Source organism: Sphingobium sp. HDIP04, from assembly GCF_000445085.1.
Taxonomy (GTDB): Bacteria; Pseudomonadota; Alphaproteobacteria; order Sphingomonadales; family Sphingomonadaceae; genus Sphingobium; species Sphingobium indicum.
Map to the genome: position 1 here is coordinate 44,195 of NZ_ATDO01000049.1, position 16,544 is coordinate 60,738.

The 16,544-nt window shown below is 58.7% G+C and carries 19 protein-coding genes and 1 tRNA gene; 13 read left to right on the plus strand and 7 right to left on the minus strand.

Features of this window, described 5'->3' with window-relative positions; all coding sequences use genetic code 11:
- Positions 1 to 58: 58 nt before the first annotated feature.
- Both aguB and L286_RS28355 read left to right on the plus strand, forming a co-directional pair.
- Positions 59 to 907 carry an N-carbamoylputrescine amidase gene (gene aguB, locus L286_RS28350; protein ID WP_007688765.1) on the plus strand — a complete coding sequence of 283 codons (849 nt, stop codon included), beginning with the start codon at positions 59 to 61 and terminating at the stop codon, positions 905 to 907.
- 19 nt (positions 908 to 926) lie between these two features.
- Positions 927 to 1,217 (plus strand): putative quinol monooxygenase, encoded by a 291-nt coding sequence (locus L286_RS28355; protein WP_007688763.1) that lies wholly within the window; start codon positions 927 to 929, stop codon positions 1,215 to 1,217.
- Here the strand turns inward: L286_RS28355 and L286_RS28360 are convergent.
- The gene (locus tag L286_RS28360) at positions 1,207 to 1,860 is read right to left on the minus strand and encodes a uracil-DNA glycosylase (RefSeq protein WP_021223084.1); all 654 of its coding nucleotides are present in this window, start codon (positions 1,858 to 1,860) and stop codon (positions 1,207 to 1,209) included. The two genes, L286_RS28355 and L286_RS28360, sit on opposite strands and share 11 nt — an antisense overlap.
- Positions 1,861 to 1,883: 23 nt before the next feature.
- On the opposite strand from L286_RS28360, the gene folK reads away from it, so the two are divergent.
- Both folK and L286_RS28370 read left to right on the plus strand, forming a co-directional pair.
- On the plus strand, positions 1,884 to 2,384 hold the full coding sequence (folK, locus tag L286_RS28365; RefSeq protein WP_021223085.1) for a 2-amino-4-hydroxy-6-hydroxymethyldihydropteridine diphosphokinase: 501 nt from the start codon (positions 1,884 to 1,886) through the stop codon (positions 2,382 to 2,384).
- Between the two features lie 45 nt (positions 2,385 to 2,429).
- A tRNA-Lys gene (locus L286_RS28370) sits at positions 2,430 to 2,505 on the plus strand.
- Positions 2,506 to 2,625: 120 nt separating this feature from the next.
- Here the strand turns inward: L286_RS28370 and L286_RS28375 are convergent.
- The 5 genes from L286_RS28375 to L286_RS28385 all read right to left on the minus strand — a co-directional run bounded on the left by L286_RS28375 (position 2,626) and on the right by L286_RS28385 (position 6,977).
- Entirely contained in the window at positions 2,626 to 4,068 is a 1,443-nt protein-coding gene (locus L286_RS28375; protein ID WP_020819954.1) for an SIR2 family protein, read from the minus strand.
- Positions 4,069 to 4,086: 18 nt separating this feature from the next.
- Positions 4,087 to 4,743 (minus strand): uracil-DNA glycosylase, encoded by a 657-nt coding sequence (locus L286_RS47740; protein ID WP_031286426.1) that lies wholly within the window; start codon positions 4,741 to 4,743, stop codon positions 4,087 to 4,089.
- A gap of 2 nt (positions 4,744 to 4,745) precedes the next feature.
- On the minus strand, positions 4,746 to 5,753 hold the full coding sequence (locus L286_RS28380) for a hypothetical protein (RefSeq protein ID WP_021223087.1): 1,008 nt from the start codon (positions 5,751 to 5,753) through the stop codon (positions 4,746 to 4,748).
- A 130-nt stretch (positions 5,754 to 5,883) separates the two neighbouring features.
- Positions 5,884 to 6,510: a hypothetical protein gene (locus L286_RS47745; RefSeq protein WP_084498495.1), complete on the minus strand. Its 627-nt coding sequence runs from the start codon at positions 6,508 to 6,510 to the stop codon at positions 5,884 to 5,886.
- Positions 6,510 to 6,977 carry a TIR domain-containing protein gene (locus L286_RS28385; RefSeq protein WP_020819956.1) on the minus strand — a complete coding sequence of 156 codons (468 nt, stop codon included), beginning with the start codon at positions 6,975 to 6,977 and terminating at the stop codon, positions 6,510 to 6,512. Before L286_RS28385 ends, L286_RS47745 begins: the two co-directional genes overlap by 1 nt.
- A 161-nt stretch (positions 6,978 to 7,138) precedes the next feature.
- Here L286_RS28385 and L286_RS28390 point away from each other — a divergent pair, with 161 nt between their 5' ends.
- Genes L286_RS28390 through L286_RS28405 form a run of 5 tightly spaced genes read left to right on the plus strand, consistent with a single transcriptional unit; the run spans position 7,139 to position 14,438 of the window.
- Entirely contained in the window at positions 7,139 to 8,920 is a 1,782-nt protein-coding gene (locus tag L286_RS28390) for an N-6 DNA methylase (RefSeq protein ID WP_200862241.1), read from the plus strand.
- The gene (locus tag L286_RS28395; protein WP_020819958.1) at positions 8,917 to 10,191 is read left to right on the plus strand and encodes a restriction endonuclease subunit S; all 1,275 of its coding nucleotides are present in this window, start codon (positions 8,917 to 8,919) and stop codon (positions 10,189 to 10,191) included. Before L286_RS28390 ends, L286_RS28395 begins: the two co-directional genes overlap by 4 nt.
- Positions 10,188 to 13,118 carry a type I restriction endonuclease subunit R gene (locus L286_RS28400; RefSeq protein WP_020819959.1) on the plus strand — a complete coding sequence of 977 codons (2,931 nt, stop codon included), beginning with the start codon at positions 10,188 to 10,190 and terminating at the stop codon, positions 13,116 to 13,118. Before L286_RS28395 ends, L286_RS28400 begins: the two co-directional genes overlap by 4 nt.
- The gene (locus L286_RS47750) at positions 13,118 to 13,411 is read left to right on the plus strand and encodes a M48 metallopeptidase family protein (protein ID WP_084498496.1); all 294 of its coding nucleotides are present in this window, start codon (positions 13,118 to 13,120) and stop codon (positions 13,409 to 13,411) included. Before L286_RS28400 ends, L286_RS47750 begins: the two co-directional genes overlap by 1 nt.
- Positions 13,412 to 13,430: 19 nt before the next feature.
- The gene (locus tag L286_RS28405; RefSeq protein WP_020819960.1) at positions 13,431 to 14,438 is read left to right on the plus strand and encodes a restriction endonuclease; all 1,008 of its coding nucleotides are present in this window, start codon (positions 13,431 to 13,433) and stop codon (positions 14,436 to 14,438) included.
- On the opposite strand, the gene L286_RS48345 is transcribed toward L286_RS28405, so the two are convergent.
- A complete protein-coding gene (locus tag L286_RS48345; RefSeq protein WP_125445838.1) occupies positions 14,413 to 14,652 on the minus strand; it encodes a DUF5818 domain-containing protein in 240 nt (79 codons plus the stop codon). The genes L286_RS28405 and L286_RS48345 overlap by 26 nt on opposite strands.
- A gap of 86 nt (positions 14,653 to 14,738) precedes the next feature.
- Between L286_RS48345 and L286_RS28415 the strand changes: the two genes are divergently transcribed.
- From L286_RS28415 to L286_RS28430, 4 genes are all read left to right on the plus strand, one after another.
- Positions 14,739 to 15,020, plus strand: a complete 282-nt coding sequence (locus tag L286_RS28415) for a helix-turn-helix domain-containing protein (protein ID WP_020819962.1) — start codon at positions 14,739 to 14,741, stop codon at positions 15,018 to 15,020.
- A 142-nt stretch (positions 15,021 to 15,162) separates the two neighbouring features.
- Positions 15,163 to 15,786: a hypothetical protein gene (locus L286_RS48350; RefSeq protein ID WP_125445837.1), complete on the plus strand. Its 624-nt coding sequence runs from the start codon at positions 15,163 to 15,165 to the stop codon at positions 15,784 to 15,786.
- 198 nt (positions 15,787 to 15,984) lie between these two features.
- Positions 15,985 to 16,212, plus strand: a complete 228-nt coding sequence (locus tag L286_RS28425; protein ID WP_020819964.1) for a hypothetical protein — start codon at positions 15,985 to 15,987, stop codon at positions 16,210 to 16,212.
- Positions 16,213 to 16,274: 62 nt separating this feature from the next.
- Positions 16,275 to 16,544: a hypothetical protein gene (locus tag L286_RS28430; protein WP_020819965.1), complete on the plus strand. Its 270-nt coding sequence runs from the start codon at positions 16,275 to 16,277 to the stop codon at positions 16,542 to 16,544.

Consider the following 16,544-nt stretch of genomic DNA (forward strand, 5'->3'; position numbering starts at 1 on the left):
TATCTCCTCACCATTGCCATTGCGGCCCGCATGGGCGCTTGTCCTTAGGGTGTTACCGATGACCAAAGTTACCGTCGCCGCTCTCCAGCTCGCCTTTTCGGACGACCGGGCGGACAATATCGAAATGGTCGCCGGCCATGTGGTGAAGGCGGCGGCGCGGGGCGCGAAGATCGTCCTGCCGCCCGAACTGTTCGAAGGCCCCTATTTCTGCAAGGTGGAGGAGGAGGAACTGTTCGCCAACGCCCTGCCCCTGGACGAGCATCCCGCCGTGCAGGAAATGCGCAAGGTGGCGAAGGCGGAGGGCGTCTATGTCCCGACCAGCTTCTTCGAGCGCGACGGCCATCATCACTACAATTCGCTCGCCATGATCGACGATGAGGGCGAGATCATGGGCGTCTATCGCAAGAGCCACATCCCCGATGGGCCGGGATATGAGGAGAAATATTATTTCCGCCCCGGCAATAGCGGGTTCAAGGTGTGGAAGACGAAATACGGCACCATCGGCGTCGGCATATGCTGGGACCAATGGTATCCGGAAACGGCGCGGGTGATGGCGCTGATGGGGGCGGAGATGCTCTTCTACCCGACCGCCATCGGGTCCGAACCCTATGACGCGGACCTCGACACCAGCCGCATGTGGCGCCGGGCGATGATCGGCCATGCCGTCAGCAACTGCATGCCCGTGATCGCCGCCAACCGGATCGGCGAGGAGGACGGCCAGAAATTCTACGGCCACAGCTTCATCGCCGACGAGTGGGGCGATTTCGCCGCGGAAGCCGACGGCAGGGACAATGGCGCGCTGGTGGCGACGCTGGACCTGGCGCAGGCGCGCAAGCATCGTGCCGGCATGGGTTTCTTCCGCGACCGCCGGCCGGAGCTTTACGGCCGGATCGCCCAGGATATCTGAACAAACAGGAGGAAAGACGATGACCATTGCACGCTACTATGTCATGCACGCGAAGGAAGGCATGAGCGCCGCCCTGGAAACCGCCCTGCGCGCCGTGACGGACGCGGTCCGCCCGCTGGCCGGATGCGAAGGGGTGGAATTGATGCGCGACATCGGCAATGAGCGCCGCTTCGTCTTCATCGAGCAATGGGCCGATGTCGACGCCCACAAGGCGGCGGTGGAGATATTGGACAAGGCGCTGTTCGCGCCGATGCTGGCGGCGCTCGACGGTCCGCCGGACGGGCTCTACCTCGACTATCTCATTCGCTGAGCGCCAGCGCCCGGGCGAAGACGGCCTCGAACATCCGAGCCGTCAATCGCCCGGTATTCTGGTTGTACCGCGAACAATGATAGCTATCGATGACGATCCTGCCGCTGGGCATGCGATGCTCCGCCATATGGGCGAAGCGCGCCTTGGGGAGCTTGCCGCCCAGCGCCTTGACCGTCGACTGATGCGCGATCTGACCCAGGGCGAGGAAGACCTGCGCGTGAGGCAAGGCCTCCACCGCGGCCTTCAGGAAGGCGCGGCAATTGTGGACCTCCTCCGGCAGTGGCCTGTTCTGCGGCGGCAGGCATTTGACCGCGTTGAGGATGATGGCGCCGCGCAATGTCAGGCCGTCGTCGGCGCGCGCTTCATAGACGCCGTCGGCGAGGCCGAATTTGGCGAGGGTGGCAAAGAGCAGATCGCCGGCATGATCCCCGGTGAAGGGCCGGCCCGTGCGGTTGGCGCCCATCCTGCCGGGCGCCAGGCCGACAATCGCGATCCGGCCGAGCGGATCGCCGAAATGCGGGACCGGCGCGTTCCACCAGCCGGGATGTTCCGCCCGGTTCCGTTCGCGCAAAACGGCCAGGCGCGGGCAAAGCGGGCAATCGTGGGGCGCCTCGCCATGCGGGATAGGACTTTGCAGCGTCATGGCGACGGGATAGGCGCTGTGGGATGGCCAAGACAAGCACCCGTCATGTTTACGCCCTAGCCCTGGGATCGAACCGGGCCTTGTCGGCGCGGCTGGATCCGCCCCGCCTGTTGGCCGAGGCGATCCGCCGGATCGCGGAACTGGGCGCGGTTCTCAGCATCGCTCCCGTCATGCAGACGCCGCCCATCGGGCCGTCGCGCCGCGTCTTCGCCAACGGCGCGGTGCTGATGGAAAGCTCCCTGCCGCCCGAGGAGATGCTTTCCCGCCTGCAGGCGATAGAGCGCGCCTTGGGCCGGCAGCGGTTCAGGCGCTGGGGATCAAGGCGGCTGGACATCGACATCATCCTGTGGTCGGGGGGGCGCTGGAACAGCCCCTCGCTGCGCATTCCGCACCCGGCGTTTCGCGGGCGGGACTTCGTGCTGGCGCCGCTGCATGCGATCGCGCCGGGCTGGCGCGATCCGATGTCGGGACTTTCGATCCGCCATTTGCGCTTCCGCCTGCGAAAAGCGGTTTCTGGAGGTTGACCCGCCGCATCGCCGCCTCTAGTGCGTGCGGACCCCAGGACATGAGGGCCCTTAGCTCAGTCGGTAGAGCAACTGACTTTTAATCAGTAGGTCGCTGGTTCGAATCCAGCAGGGCTCACCATATTTTTCAATGAATTATGCGTGATTGAAATGGTGCGAAACGCCTCAAAAGGCTGCTGGGGTACCAATGGGGCATCAGAGTGCGGAACTGCAGTTTTTAGCTCGCAATCCTTTGCGCGATTCACTTGGTGAGCCGTGTCACCACTGCATCGATGCATTCCAGCACAGCTTGCCGTTTGGTGGCGGGATCCAATAGAATTTTGAGTTCGTCATCCGTCGGCCGCATCGCTTTTGGCCCTGTTGCCTCTACGTCCGACCCGATGAGCTTCTCCGCGATCTCTTGTGCCGCTCCGCCGGTTGCACCGATTGGTAATAGGAAAGCGCCTACTTCACGTGCCGCTTCATATTCTTCAAGCACGCCCCTTGCGGGAACAAGCTTGTCCCCCTCCTGCTTTACGCCTCCGATGAATATGATTCCTCCGGCCTGCCGTGCTAGTTCTTTGCGAAGCTCAGTCCACTTGGCGGCGTCCGGCTCGGCACCAGCCAGAGGTTGAGGGAAAGGCCTCGCAATTAGACGTCGGTTCAGATCCCAGCCGCCTCCGTCTCGCAACGCCTCAAGAAAGCCTGATATGGCCGCAGAACCAACGAGCAATCCGGCTCCACTCACAAGATCTCGCCCCGAACGCCCTATCCAGCGTCCAACATCCTCCGAAAGCCGGTAGATATCAGATGCGGCTGCGCCGCCATCGTCGATCGGCCAGCTACCGCTCACCCATATCCGTCGCGCCGCCACCCGCCGTTCAATCTGAAGAAGCAAGTCAGGCACTTCTTCATAGTCGTCAATTTCAACCGCGATTAATCCGTATCGCCGCAAATCCTTCGCCCAAAGGTTATGCTGTGCAAGGCGGGCCTTATACTCCTCTTCCGAGTCATAATCGTCAGGATGTGGAGGACGGACGATTGCAAAATGCTCTGGCGGCGCGTCAGTGAACGCCTCGCGTATGAGTGAGAGAACATGACGGATGTTTGGATCGGTAAAGCTGAGGCCCACGAAAAGCATCGACATGCTCGTTAGGTGAGCCTGTAGTAGCGGAAGAAAAGCTCCCCGTTTCTTGCGAAACAATTCGTAGTCGTCCGTCGAGATCACAATGTCGTCAAGGCGATCGATGGACCCATGCATCTTGTAAAGCCGTACCGCTCCGGGGGTAGGCTTAAGTGCGAGATCGCTAGCTCCCGATATTGAATCCAGTGGCCTATCAATTTCCGCGAATGCACTCTCAATGAGTCGATCGTAATTAGTCGTCCAAATATGCGCGACCGGGAGGCGAGCGATGACCTCAAGGGTCGATGGCGTAGGATAGGCCTTGCCAATCTTTTCCTTGATGACGTTGCGAACGCGCGTCGCGCTCCCACTCTCTTGGATACTCCATTGGGCTAATGCGGCTAGATCATGAATGCCCCGCGAACTGACGCCCAATTCCTCACCAATGTCATGGAGAAGTTTCGCCCATGATGGGTAACCGGCGGCCATCGACATGCCCGCGCCCACAAAGACCGCACCAACACCGTCGTTGAGCGCTGTTGGGAAGTCCTCGAGGAATCGCCTCATCGCAGCTTTGACCATACCCCCCCGATCGAACGCCTAAAGAAGCAACGGCGTCGGCTCGCCCTCCTGTAGGGCGTAGGCCGTGCGAATCTGCTTCACAAACTGAGATTGTCCACCATAGCTCGGATGCCGAACCGCAACCACCGGAAGGCTATGCTCGATACGTCGAGCCACATTTGCAGCGTCATTGCCGATCGCAAAAATTCGACGCGGACGAAGCATGTCGATCAAAAGCGCCAGAATTTCCTCGCCAGCGCGTCGTTCCCTTGAATTGTGCGTTCTATTGGTGAACGGCTCGTCGGGTTCATGTGGGTGCAGCGGAAAAACGTTCCAGAGGAATATAGGCGCTTCAATTTGCCCGAGCATTGTCCAGATAACTGCGGCAGTGCGTTCGGCGACCACAGCGCCAACAGTGGGGCGTTGGCTTTCAAAACCCCAACGGCTTGTATGGGCACCCGCATTCACCTCGTCGGTGAGAGCAAGCCCCGTCCGTCTGCCGCCGCGATAGCCAAGGTCGCGCCCGATCCAGATACTTTCTATGTCCGTCTCAGCAGCTCTCTCCACGATGGCAGATAAGGCCTGTGCGCGCTGAAACGGTGCATCCTGCCGATCGTGAGCTTCGCATCGGTCGACATAGGGATTGAAGCAATTTTCAAATCGAAGGTCAGCAACGGCTTTGACGAAAGGGTGCAAGTTCAATCCATCGATTCGAGGGCCTCATATCGGATCGTTCTACTCTCACGATCGCCCACGATCCACCCTCCCTCGGCGTCTCGAACCTGACGAAAGACCGAGTAGCCCTCTAGTATGGCTCTTTCCCACAGCTTAAGCGGGCAGGCGTCGACCTCATAGCCTTGCACAAACTCGCCGATCGTCTTCAAGATACCCAGCGAAACCCGGTCCTGTCCCTCGAAAAAGTTCAGCTCCTTCGCCTTCGCGAATATCCAAGCCGTCAGCCCTTCTTCGACCACGATTGCGCGACCGCTGTCCTGAGATTCGTCGTATTCCGCCACACTCTTGCGCTTGTGCTTGATCAAGGCTCGAATGACGGGTGACCAGTGGAGGATGGCCGCATAAGCGAAGTGAAAGACATCGTGGAACCGATACCCGTCTGGATCGGCGATATTGTCCGTCAGAGGGTCACCTATAAATACGCCATTCCACTGTAGGTAGCTTTTGCCGCTCTTGCGTTGACTGATGCGAATTCTGAATTGGCGCGGCAATTGTTCATCACATAGAAATTTCGCGTCGAAATCGGGCAAATCATCAATCTGTGGAGTGATGAATGCCCCCCTCGCCTTATCCAGATTTCGGCGCGCGATGTTAGCGAAAGACAGTCCAGAGGCATGAAGCGCCTCCAAATAGCAGACCGCAAAAGCCTGCATGTCCGCTTCTGTTGGACGAGCATCACCCAATAACGCTGCGGCAGCCCGTCCAAGCCTAAATAGGGTGTCATCGAGCGGCGCGACCAAGATAGGCGTCCACACCTGCGCCAGCGCACCCACGCCGACGTCGCTAGCTGCTCCCTCAGCCCTAAAGCCCTTTCCATTCGCAGCAGTTACGAGAAGGTCGTTGAGAGAAATATTCAGTCGCCTGCATAATGCGGCGAGATACCAAAGCGTATCTCCAAATTCCTCCTCAGCGGCCCTGCCAAAACCGGGATAGGCCTTGCCTTCACGAACATGCTTCTTGGCGGTCGACATTATCCCGCCTACCTCGCCATATAGACCTTGCATGATCGGGCTTAGATCGGCGGGGTCGATTACATCAGTCTCTGCAACGCCAGCCGCGTATTCCGCGATTGAAACAGATGCACTGTGACTGGAGTCGACTTTAGCCACGGAGCGTGAGCCATTCATAAGGCGCCCCCTGATATCCTTTCACTCCCAAGCTCCGTATCCAGCCTTCCAATGACTCGAACGCTTGTTGATCATCGAAGCGAGATCGACCGATGCCCTTTTTGCATAACTGCCTGCCATCAGATGAGATCAAATCATCAGGGAAAAGAGGTCCCTCCCCGCCAAAATAGACGTAGTCTTCGCTGACAAGAACTCTGTTCACGCCCGTATCGCGTCGAATGTGATCGGGATTTGCCTGCCCATCAGGGCGAGAGTGGAAGGAATCGCGTTGCTGCCATGGTGACGCCGGATTGGCGCGAAAATAAATGTTGTCACCGCAACTCTGCTTTCGGCTCCCTGTGCGATAGGGCTTCTTGGGCTCGAAGCGGGGATCCGAAGCATATGCGTCGAACGTAAGAATCTCGGTTATCCGCATCGCATGAACCAGATAGCCGCCGCGACGAACGGAGCGATCGTTACTCCCGCTGCCCACCACCCAATCGCCAACGCTAGCGCTGCCTCGAATGTCAGGCTTGCAAGTCGCGAGAGTGGAATATCCGTAAAATGGGTTGGGCGCGAACCCACTGTCGTATCGGACGACATAGGAAAACACGCTAGGCATTAGCAGGGATGCCGCTTCAGCGGCACCGGGGCACACGGGCCGCCATCCGGCTTTTCCCAAGTGTCCGCGCCATTTATCGCGTCAATAATTGCCTCCCCGTTCCATCCCACCATCGCGTCGGCATATTCTTCAAGCGCTTCCGGTAGATCGCATTCTTTCTCACCGTGCTCCCAGATGCCGACAATGCGTTTGCCCTGTTTAGCCGCGTATTCAATTTCCCAGTTCACCCACTCGCTGTTTTTGGTCTCAGGGGTGACATAGCAAATGAAAACGCCAGCCCAATTGATGGCTGGCGCGAGGATCTGGGTTTTGATGTAGGCGGGGTCCGTGGCGTTATTGAACTTGCCCGTATGGATAGACGAATCCCTGACATCCATACCCTTCGGAGCAAGGAGGTCCTTGAGCTTTTGCAATCCATGATCGTCCTTATGGACATGGCTGATAAAGACGTTTTTCGTTTCCGCCATTTTCCCACCCTTTCAATGGTTCACGAACAAATAGGAAACACGGCTTTGGTTTCAAGGCCGCAACGAATATCTGCAATGGGGCGAAGCCCAATCTAAGTCTTGACCCCCACTGCCAATATTGGCATATAACAAACATGACAAATATATCAAGTCCGTCCGTAATGCTGCGCGCAATCCGCGATACGATGGGGATCACTCAAGATCAGCTTGCCGAGAGGCTAGGCGTGTCTTTCGCCACGGTAAACCGCTGGGAAAATGAGCAGAACAAGCCGCAAAGGGCTGCGCGCGAAGCTATCCGGGCGCTGGCGCTAGAGGCTGGGCTTGATGTGGGCGACGACGCTGCGCCCCTCCCGGTAATCACCTCCCCTGGTCGCCGTGGGCGTCGAGTCGCTGGGCAGGCCCCGTCCACCAAGTCGATGGAACAGATGCTGTGGGATGCAGCCTGTTCGATCCGTGGGGAGAAGGACGCGCCGAAGTTCAAGGACTATCTGCTCCCGATGGTATTCCTCAAGCGCTTGTCGGACGTCTTCGATGATGAGATTGCACGGCTGGCGGAGGACTATGGGAGCCGGGAAACGGCCCTGAAGATCGCTGCAGCCGATCATACCGTTGTGCGTTTCTATATGCCGCCAGAGGCGCGTTGGGCGGTCATCAGCGGGCGTGAGCGGTTCGAGTGGCCGAAGGATGAAGCGCCACGCGACATCGGGGAGCATCTGACCAAGGCGATCCGCGCGGTCGTGAAACAGAATCCCGATCTGGACGGCACGATTAACGTCGTCGATTTCGCCGCAGAACGGAATGGCGAGCGTGACATCAACCCCGCCAAACTGCGTGAGGTCGTCGAGACATTTTCCGATCCGCGTTACAGGCTTGGCCTTGCCGATGTTGAACCGGACTTTCTCGGGCGCGCCTACGAATATCTGCTGCGTAAGTTCGCCGAAGGATCGGGCCAGAGCGCAGGCGAGTTCTTCACGCCGACCGAGGTCGGTTTCCTTATGGCCTATCTCTTGCGGCCCCGGCCCGGCGAGGAAGTGCATGACTATGCCTGCGGTTCGGCGGGCCTGCTGATCAAGCAGCAGATCGTGTGCCGCGAGTTGGACCCGCTCAGCAAGGTGCCGCTCAAGCTCTATGGGCAGGAGTTGCAGTCGGAAAGCTTCGCCGTGGCCAAGATGAACGGCATCATCCATGACATGGCGGTCGAAATCGCGCGCGGAGACACGATGATTAACCCCAAGTTCAAGACGGCCCAGGGCGACATTCGCACGTTTGACATCGTGGTTGCCAATCCGATGTGGAATCAGCCGTTCGATCCGGAGCGGCTGGCGGCAGATCCGTTCGATCGATTTCGCACGGCGGACGGCGTAACCACCGGAAAGGGCGATTGGGCATGGTTGCAGCACACGCTGGCTTGCTTGAAGCCTAACGGACGCGCAGCGGTCGTTCTGGATACCGGCGCGGTGACGCGCGGATCGGGATCGAAGAACGAGGACCGCGAGCGGAACATCCGCAAATGGTTCGTGGACCGCGACCTGATCGATGGCGTGATCCTGCTGCCCGATAACCTGTTTTACAACACCAGCGCGGCGGGCATCATCGTGTTGCTCAACAAGCGCAAGCCCGAGGCGCGGAAGGGCAAGATCACGCTCGTCAATGCCAGCAAGCGGGTGAAGAAGGGCAAGCCGAAGAACTACCTGCCGGACGACGCAGTAAAGGCCATTGCAGCCATGTTCGTTGGTGGCGAGCCAGTCGATGGCGAAGTGGCGGTGATCGAGACAGCGCAAGCGATTGAAGCTGACTACAACCTCAGCCCAAGCCGTTGGGTCGGACAAGCCGCCGAAGCGACGCATCGACCCATCAAGGATATCGTGGCGGAGCTGCTGAGATTGGACGAGCGGGCCGTCGAGATCGATCGGTCGCTTAAAAAGCTGCTGGCAGGCGTATGATGGCTGATTGGCCCACCACAACCATAGGCGACATCTTTGACATTGGTTCCGGTAAAACCATGTCGAGCAAGGTGCGCACGGGTGCCCAGCCCACCCCGTTCCTGCGGACATCCAATGTGTTCTGGGACCGTATCGATCTGTCCAAAGTTGATGAAATGCCGATGCAGCCTTGGGAGCGCGAGGATAAATCCTTGCGACCCGGCGACCTTTTAGTTTGCGAAGGCGGTGAAATCGGCCGCGCCGCCGTCTGGGAGGGGCAAGCGGAAGGCGTATCCTTTCAGAACCATGTCCATCGGCTGCGCCGCAAGAGTGATGACGTTGACCCCGGCTTTTATGCCTATTTCCTTCAATCCGCTTTCACCCAGCTTGGGATTTACGAGGGAGCAGGAAACAAGACCACTATTCCTAACCTGTCCCGGAGCAACTTGGCCGCGCTTGATGTGCCCAAGCCTGATTTTGATGAACAGCGCAATATCCGGTTGGTGCTCAAGCGGGTCCGGAGAACCATGGACTTGGCCGATAATATGGTTCGCGTTGCGGACGAACTGAAGCGAGCTGCCATGCACGAACTGTTCGCGCGTGGGTTGCGAGGCGAGCCGCAGAAGGACAGCGAAATCGGACCTATCCCTGAAAGCTGGGAAATCAAAACCCTGTTGGAGATTTGCACAATCTCGTCGGGTGGGACTCCTCGCAAGAGCGTTGCGGAGTATTGGAATGGTGACATTCCATGGGTATCCGGCAAGGACTTGAAGAAGCCCACTTTAGACGATGCCATCGATCACATCAGCGAGGATGGGGCCGCAGTCGGAAGCAAGATCGCCCCATCCGACACCGTACTGATATTGGTGCGAGGAATGGGGCTGGCCAAAGATTTGCCTATCTCCCGGATTTCTCGCCCAATGGCGTTCAATCAGGACTTGAAGGCCCTAATCTCAAAGGGGGAAGTCACCGGAGCATTTCTGCGATCAGCAATCTACAACCGAAAGGATGCGCTGCTGTCGCGCATTGTTCCATCTGCGCACGGCACAATGACTTTGAACCTCGATGACCTTGAGAGCTTCAAGATTGGTTGTCCAACGGACCCTGATGAAATCAGCGGCATCACTGCCACCATCGACGCCATCGACGCCAAGATAGACCTGCACAAGCGCAAGAAGGCCGTCCTCGAAGAACTGTTTCGCTCGCTTCTCCACAGGCTGATGACCGGCGAAATCCGCGTTGCCGATCTCAACCTGACCGCGCTCGAAGCCAACCAACAGGTGGCCGCATGACCGATATTGCCATCTCCGAGGCTGGTTCAGTTCAATTCCCGATGGTGCGTCATGCCGAAGAGATCGGCTGGACGCCGCTGACGCCGGATGACGCCCGCACCAAGCGGGGGAGCGAAGCGGCGATGTTCCTGCGCGATGAACTGGAAGGCGCGATTGCCCGGTTCAACCCGTGGCTCGCCACTGATGCAGTGCGATCGATTTTCGAGACACTCGACGCCATCCCGGCAACGATCGAGGGCAACCGAACGATGCTCGGCTGGATGCGCGGCGAGCAGAGCTGGTATGACGAGAACGAAAAGCGCCACCGCCGCGTGACGCTGATCGACTTTGACGATGTTGTTGCTAACGCCTTTCATGTTACGTGGGAATGGACGCTCAAGCCGCCTGCCCGCAAAGGCAACCGCGCGGATGTGCTGTTCCTGATCAACGGCCTGCCGGTTGCCATCGTCGAGCACAAGAACCCCAAGGACGGCAACGCGATGGAGCGCGCCATCGTGCAGCTTCGCCGCTACGAGGCAGAAACGCCCGAATTGCTCGGCGCGCCGCAACTGTTCAACGTCACCCATCTGATCGATTATTGGTACGGCGTGACGTGGAATGCCAACCGGCGGTTCATCGCCCGGTGGAAGGAAGCGCGCGAAGAGACCTATCGCTTTGCGGTGCAGGCGTTCTTTGAACGCACCGATTTCCTCCGCACGCTGCAGCATTGGGTGCTGTTCTATGTCGAGGATAACGAGACCCGAAAGTCGGTGCTGCGCCAGCATCAGCGCCGGGCGATCGATGCCGTGGTCGCGCGTTGCGCCGATCCTGACAGACGGCGCGGGCTGGTGTGGCACACCCAAGGGTCGGGAAAGACGTTCACGCTGCTGACCGCCGCTAAACTTATCCTTGAAGACAAGAAACGGTTCGACAATGCGACGGTGATCCTCGTTGTCGATCGCACCGAGCTTGAAGGGCAGTTGAAAGGCTGGGTCGAGCGGTTGCTGGGCGAAATGCAGAAGCAGGATATCGCCACCCGCCGCGCGAACTCGAAAGACGACCTGCAAGCCCTGCTAGATGCCGATTTTCGCGGGCTGGTGATCGCGATGATCCATAAGTTCGAGGGCATTAACAAGGGCAGCGCCGACCGCGCCAATATCCATGTGTTTATCGACGAGGCCCACAGGTCGGTGGCGAAGGATCTCGGTTCCTATCTGATGGGCGCGGTGCCGAACGCGACGATCATCGGCTTCACCGGCACGCCCATTGCCGACACCGAACGCGGCAAAGGCACATTCAAGATTTTCGGTGCCGAGGATGAGCGCGGTTATCTCGACAAATACTCGATCCGGGAATCGATTGACGACGAGACCACCTTGCCGATCAAGCACGTCATGGCCCCAAGCACGATGACCGTGCCGCTGGACCGGATCGACCGCGAATTCTTCGCCCTGGCCGAAGCGGAGGGTATTAGCGACATTGAGGAGCTGAACCGCGTTCTCGACCGGGCGGTTGGCCTACGAGCCTTTCTCAAGGCCGATGAGCGGGTGGCGAATGTCGCTAAATTCATTGCCGATCATTTCCGCGAAAACGTGCTGCCGCTGGGCTACAAGGCATTCGTGGTCGCGGTCGATCGCGAGGCCTGCGCCAAGTACAAACGGGAGTTGGACAAGCATCTCCCGTCGGAATGGTCCGAGGCAATCTATACCAGCAACGTCAACGATGCGGTCGAGCGGCCTGACGTGGCGGCTCTGCAACTCAGCGATGAGCGGGAATCCGATGTCCGGCTGCTGTTCAAGAAGGCCACCGAAGAGCCGAAAATCCTGATCGTCACTGACAAACTGCTGACCGGATACGACGCGCCGGTCCTCTATGCAATGTATCTCGATAAGCCGATGCGCGACCATGTGCTGCTGCAGGCAATCGCCCGCGTGAACCGGCCCTACGTTGATAGCGAAGGCGTGCGCAAACCGATCGGGCTGGTCGTCGATTTTGTCAGCGTGCTGCGCGACCTCAAGAAAGCGCTCAAGTTCGACTCAGAAGATGTCAGCGGCGTTATCGAGGACCTTGATCTGCTGTTGGCCGATTTCCTTACGAAGATCGCGACAGCGAAGGCCGAATATCTCGATGCGGGCGAAGGTGGTGCGGCCGACGAGCGGCTGGAAGCATTGGTTTACGGCAAATTTCTCGATCCTGAGCCGCGCAAGGCGTTTTTCGAAGCCTACAAGGACATCGAAAGCCTGTGGGAAATCCTATCCCCGTCCGCCGAGCTGGTCGATCATATCACGACGTTCAAGCGGCTGGCGCAGCTCTATGCGACGGTGCGGAACGCCTACGCCGATCAGGTCGGATTCGTTGCTGACCTCGCCTATAAGACGCGCCGACTTGTCGAAGCGAACGCCGAACAGTCAGGGCTGGGCAATCTCACCAAGACTGTCACCTTCGACGTAAAGACGCTCGATGCCCTTCGCGACAGCAAGGGTAGCGATGAGGGCAAGGTCTTCAACCTCGTGCGCGGCTTGCAAAAGGAAGTGGACGACGATCAAGCCAATGCGCCGATCCTCCAGCCGCTCAAAGACCGCGCCGAACGCATTTTGAAGGACATGGAAAGTCGGAACGTTACCGGGTTGGCCGCGATTGACCTGCTGGGCGCATTGGCGGCGGAAAAGGAAGCACTGCTCGCGGAGGCCAAGGCGAGCGGCCTTTCTGCCGATGCATTCGGCGTCATGATCGCGCTGCGCGACGATCCCGCGTTGACTGGCGGCCACATCGATGTGCAGCAAGTCGCAGGTCTGATCGATGAGCTTCGCACGCGCTACCCGAATGCACTGCTCAACGACGACGAACGCAGGCGACTGCGCGGCGCGCTTTATCTACCCCTGCTCGATCTAAGCGATGAGGATCGGACGCGGATCGTAGATTTGATCATGCGGTCGCTGCTGTCGTGATGCAGGAGGGCGGCGCGATCGACCTCAAGATGCGCGTTATTCGATGGTCGGTAAAGTTGAAGGTCAATCCGCGGATAGTGCGGGTTTACCCCATGCGGCGCAAATGGGGATCATGTTCGTCGGCTGGTATAATTACGCTGGCAATGGACCTAGCTGACCGTGAACCAGAGTTCAGGGATTTCGTGATCGCCCACGAATTGCTTCACCTGCGATATCCGCATCATAGTCGACTTTTCAAAGCGATAATGACAATGCACATACCAAACTGGCGATCACTTGACGCGCAACGGTGATCGAGAGGGGGCTAAGCGAATGACCGAACGCACCATCTGGGGCATTCATATGCGGCGCGATCACGCGCTTGCGCCGATCGAGCAGGGTTATGTCGCGATCGGCTGGCGCGAAATGGGCGACCTGTCGCTCATCAAACCGACGCGCGATGCATTCAAAGCGGAATATGAGCGCGCCTATCCCGACGCGGGGCCGGGCAAGGTTCGTACTTCCGCAGGCGTTCCCTTTCGCTTCCTTGTCGAAATGAAACCCGGCGATCTCGTCATCTTCCCGTCGAAGCCTGACCGGATGGTTAACATCGGCGTGATTGATGGCCCGTATGTCTATCAAGCGCAGGCACCGTTTGATTGCCCGCATCGGCGCGCCGTCAAATGGCTGAAGCACATTCCACGTGCCGACTTCACCCAAGCCGCACTCAATGAAATCGGTTCAGCGCTGACGCTGTTCAAGGTGACCACCAATGCCGATGAGTTTCTGGCAGCGTTGGAAGGTCAAGCCTTCGAACCGACGGACATCGACGAAGCGAGTGCGGAGCGGGTTTCTGAACAGGTCGAGGAATCTACTGAAGACTTCATCATCAAGCGCCTGAAGACCTCACAAACACCCTACCAATTCGAGCATTTCATTGCGCACCTGTTAAAGTGCATGGGCTATCACTCGCGTGTGACACAGGCCTCCAGTGACGGCGGCGTCGATATTATCGCCCACCGAGACGAACTCGGCTTTGAACCGCCGATCATTAAAGTCCAATGCAAGCAAATCTTGTCTACAATTGGACGCCCCGACGTCCAAAAGCTATTCGGGGCAATCGAACGCGAGGAAAAGGGGCTGTTCGTAACGCTCGGCTCATTTTCACCCGATGCGCGAACCTTCGAGCAGACCAAGCCCAATCTACGGCTGATCGATGGCGCAGCGTTGATCGAGCTGATCTACGAGCATTATCACCAATTCGAGCCGCGCTATCAGATGCTGTTGCCCCTGAAGCGTTCCTACATACCCGGCCCTATCGTTTCTTCCGCCAGCGATTGAACCACGCGGTCCAGCTTTGTTCGGGCCGCCACTCTTCGCCCTCACGCTTGATCCGCACGACTTCCAACCGATCGAAACCAGTTCGGACACCCTCGATCACGACTGCGCAATCGATATGGCGCAAGACGTGACGGTCCGGCTCAAGCTCCCATTCGCCGCCGCCATGAACCGCGAGGATGAACCGGCGCGGCTCCCGGCGCACGATACCCTTCACCGTATGAAGCGTGCCTAACGGCATTGGTATGTCTGGCGATGCATAGCCACCTCCCTCTGTAGTCGATAAGTGACATCGATAAGAAAGTGGCGGCGGTCTGGCAAAGTGAATTGTCACCGATTGTCTGTAGACTGATTGACTACATCACGGTCCATGTCGCAGCGATGGACATTCGGGAACGCCTTGCGAGGAATCTGCGCCTGCTACGGCAGGAGAAGGGTTGGTCGCAGGAAGCGTTTGCGGATGAGGCGGACTTACACCGCACCTATATCAGCGACCTTGAGCGTGGAGCGCGCAACCCAACGATTACCGTGGTGGACAAGCTCGCTAACGCCTTGAGCGTGACACCGGGGCGGCTACTTGACTGAGAGCCGGGACCTGCCCCAAGCCACAGTATTTCGTTGAATGGCCAGCTTGAGAGGCACACAGCCGCCGTCCGGAGAGCCAGAGGTGGGCCTGAGACGTTGCCGATCTGGATGTATGATGCCGTCCGAGACGCAGGAGGCTTTCATGGGTGGCATTGGATCAGGCGCGCGGCGTTCAACGCATATCGGCAACGTTGAGGAAATGCTGGCGCTCGATATTCGCGCTTTGCGGCGGCTGGGCGTCGTTCGTGCCGGTGAATGCACATGCGATACGGTGCACTGGTCGATCGGCGGTCTCAGCGTGCCCAGCGCGCGACTTCGTATCGATCTCAGCGACATCGAACACGGTGGCGTCATGGTGATCGACGCCGATATGCCCGGTGGCACCATCAAACAGCACGTCGCTATCGAAATGGTGCCATCGCCGTTCGGGGGCCGTCGCTGCTACTTCATCTGTCCGTTCACCGCTCGGCGCTGCGAAGTGATCTACTATGCTGGAGGCAGGTTCGGCTCACGCGAGGCGCAACGGCTAAGCTATGCGGTGCAGGGAATGAATGAATGTTCCCGTGCCCGCTGCAAAACTGCCAAGCTACGTAGCCGCCTGTGCGGCTCGGGTGGTCAGCCCCGCCCACGCGGACGCAACCGGATCGATACGGTGCGACGACTCCGGCAGGCGGAATTTGAAGCGAAGACGCTATACCTCGATCGGCTGCGCAATCTTGCTAATCGGTCTGGTGCCCGACGGGTGCCCAGCGACAAACACCGATAAGTCCGAGATGCGGAATTCCGCGATCCGCACTCGCGCGATGGCCTCATTTCTTATCAGTGGGTCGGGCAAGTATCGCGGGAATAGTTCACTCGGAGCATTTCCGAATGGTTTTCGCAATCAATGGGTCGCGCGGGAATTTTCCTGACACGGCGCATTCCGTGATCTTAATGGGGTGATGGTCAACGAAAGGAGGCCATCATGTCCGACTACGAACCACTCGACCGGTCGCATCTGTTATCCCATGCGCAGGCTCTATTCCCCGGTGCGGCGATCGAGGTGATCCATACGCCCGACGAGATCATCCATATCGATGTGGACGGGCATCGATACACGTTCGAGATCGGGAGCGATGATGACGAATATGTCTTCACGGACGGAAAAGCGTTCTTCTCGATCCCGCTCATGGAAATCGACTGGGATTTCTAGGATTTTTCCTGACACGGCTTCCGAACCCATCTTAATGGAAATGTCGGTCCCAACCAAAGGAGATGACCGACATGACCTCGACCCAAGCCACGAAACCCGCCACCGCGAGCCCCGCACCCGAAACAACGTCCTCCACTGTCACGCTCGACCAACTCGCGCGCGAATTGAAGATTTCACCCCGCGATGCCCGGATGCTGCTGCGCCTTGCGGCCAAACAGACGCGGCAATATCCGAACCTCGGCAAGGAGCATGTCGCCCGGCAACCGTGGCAGTGGGCGGCAGGGTCAAAGGCGCTGGATGAAGCGCGAAAAGCCCTTACCGCCGACCGTTGA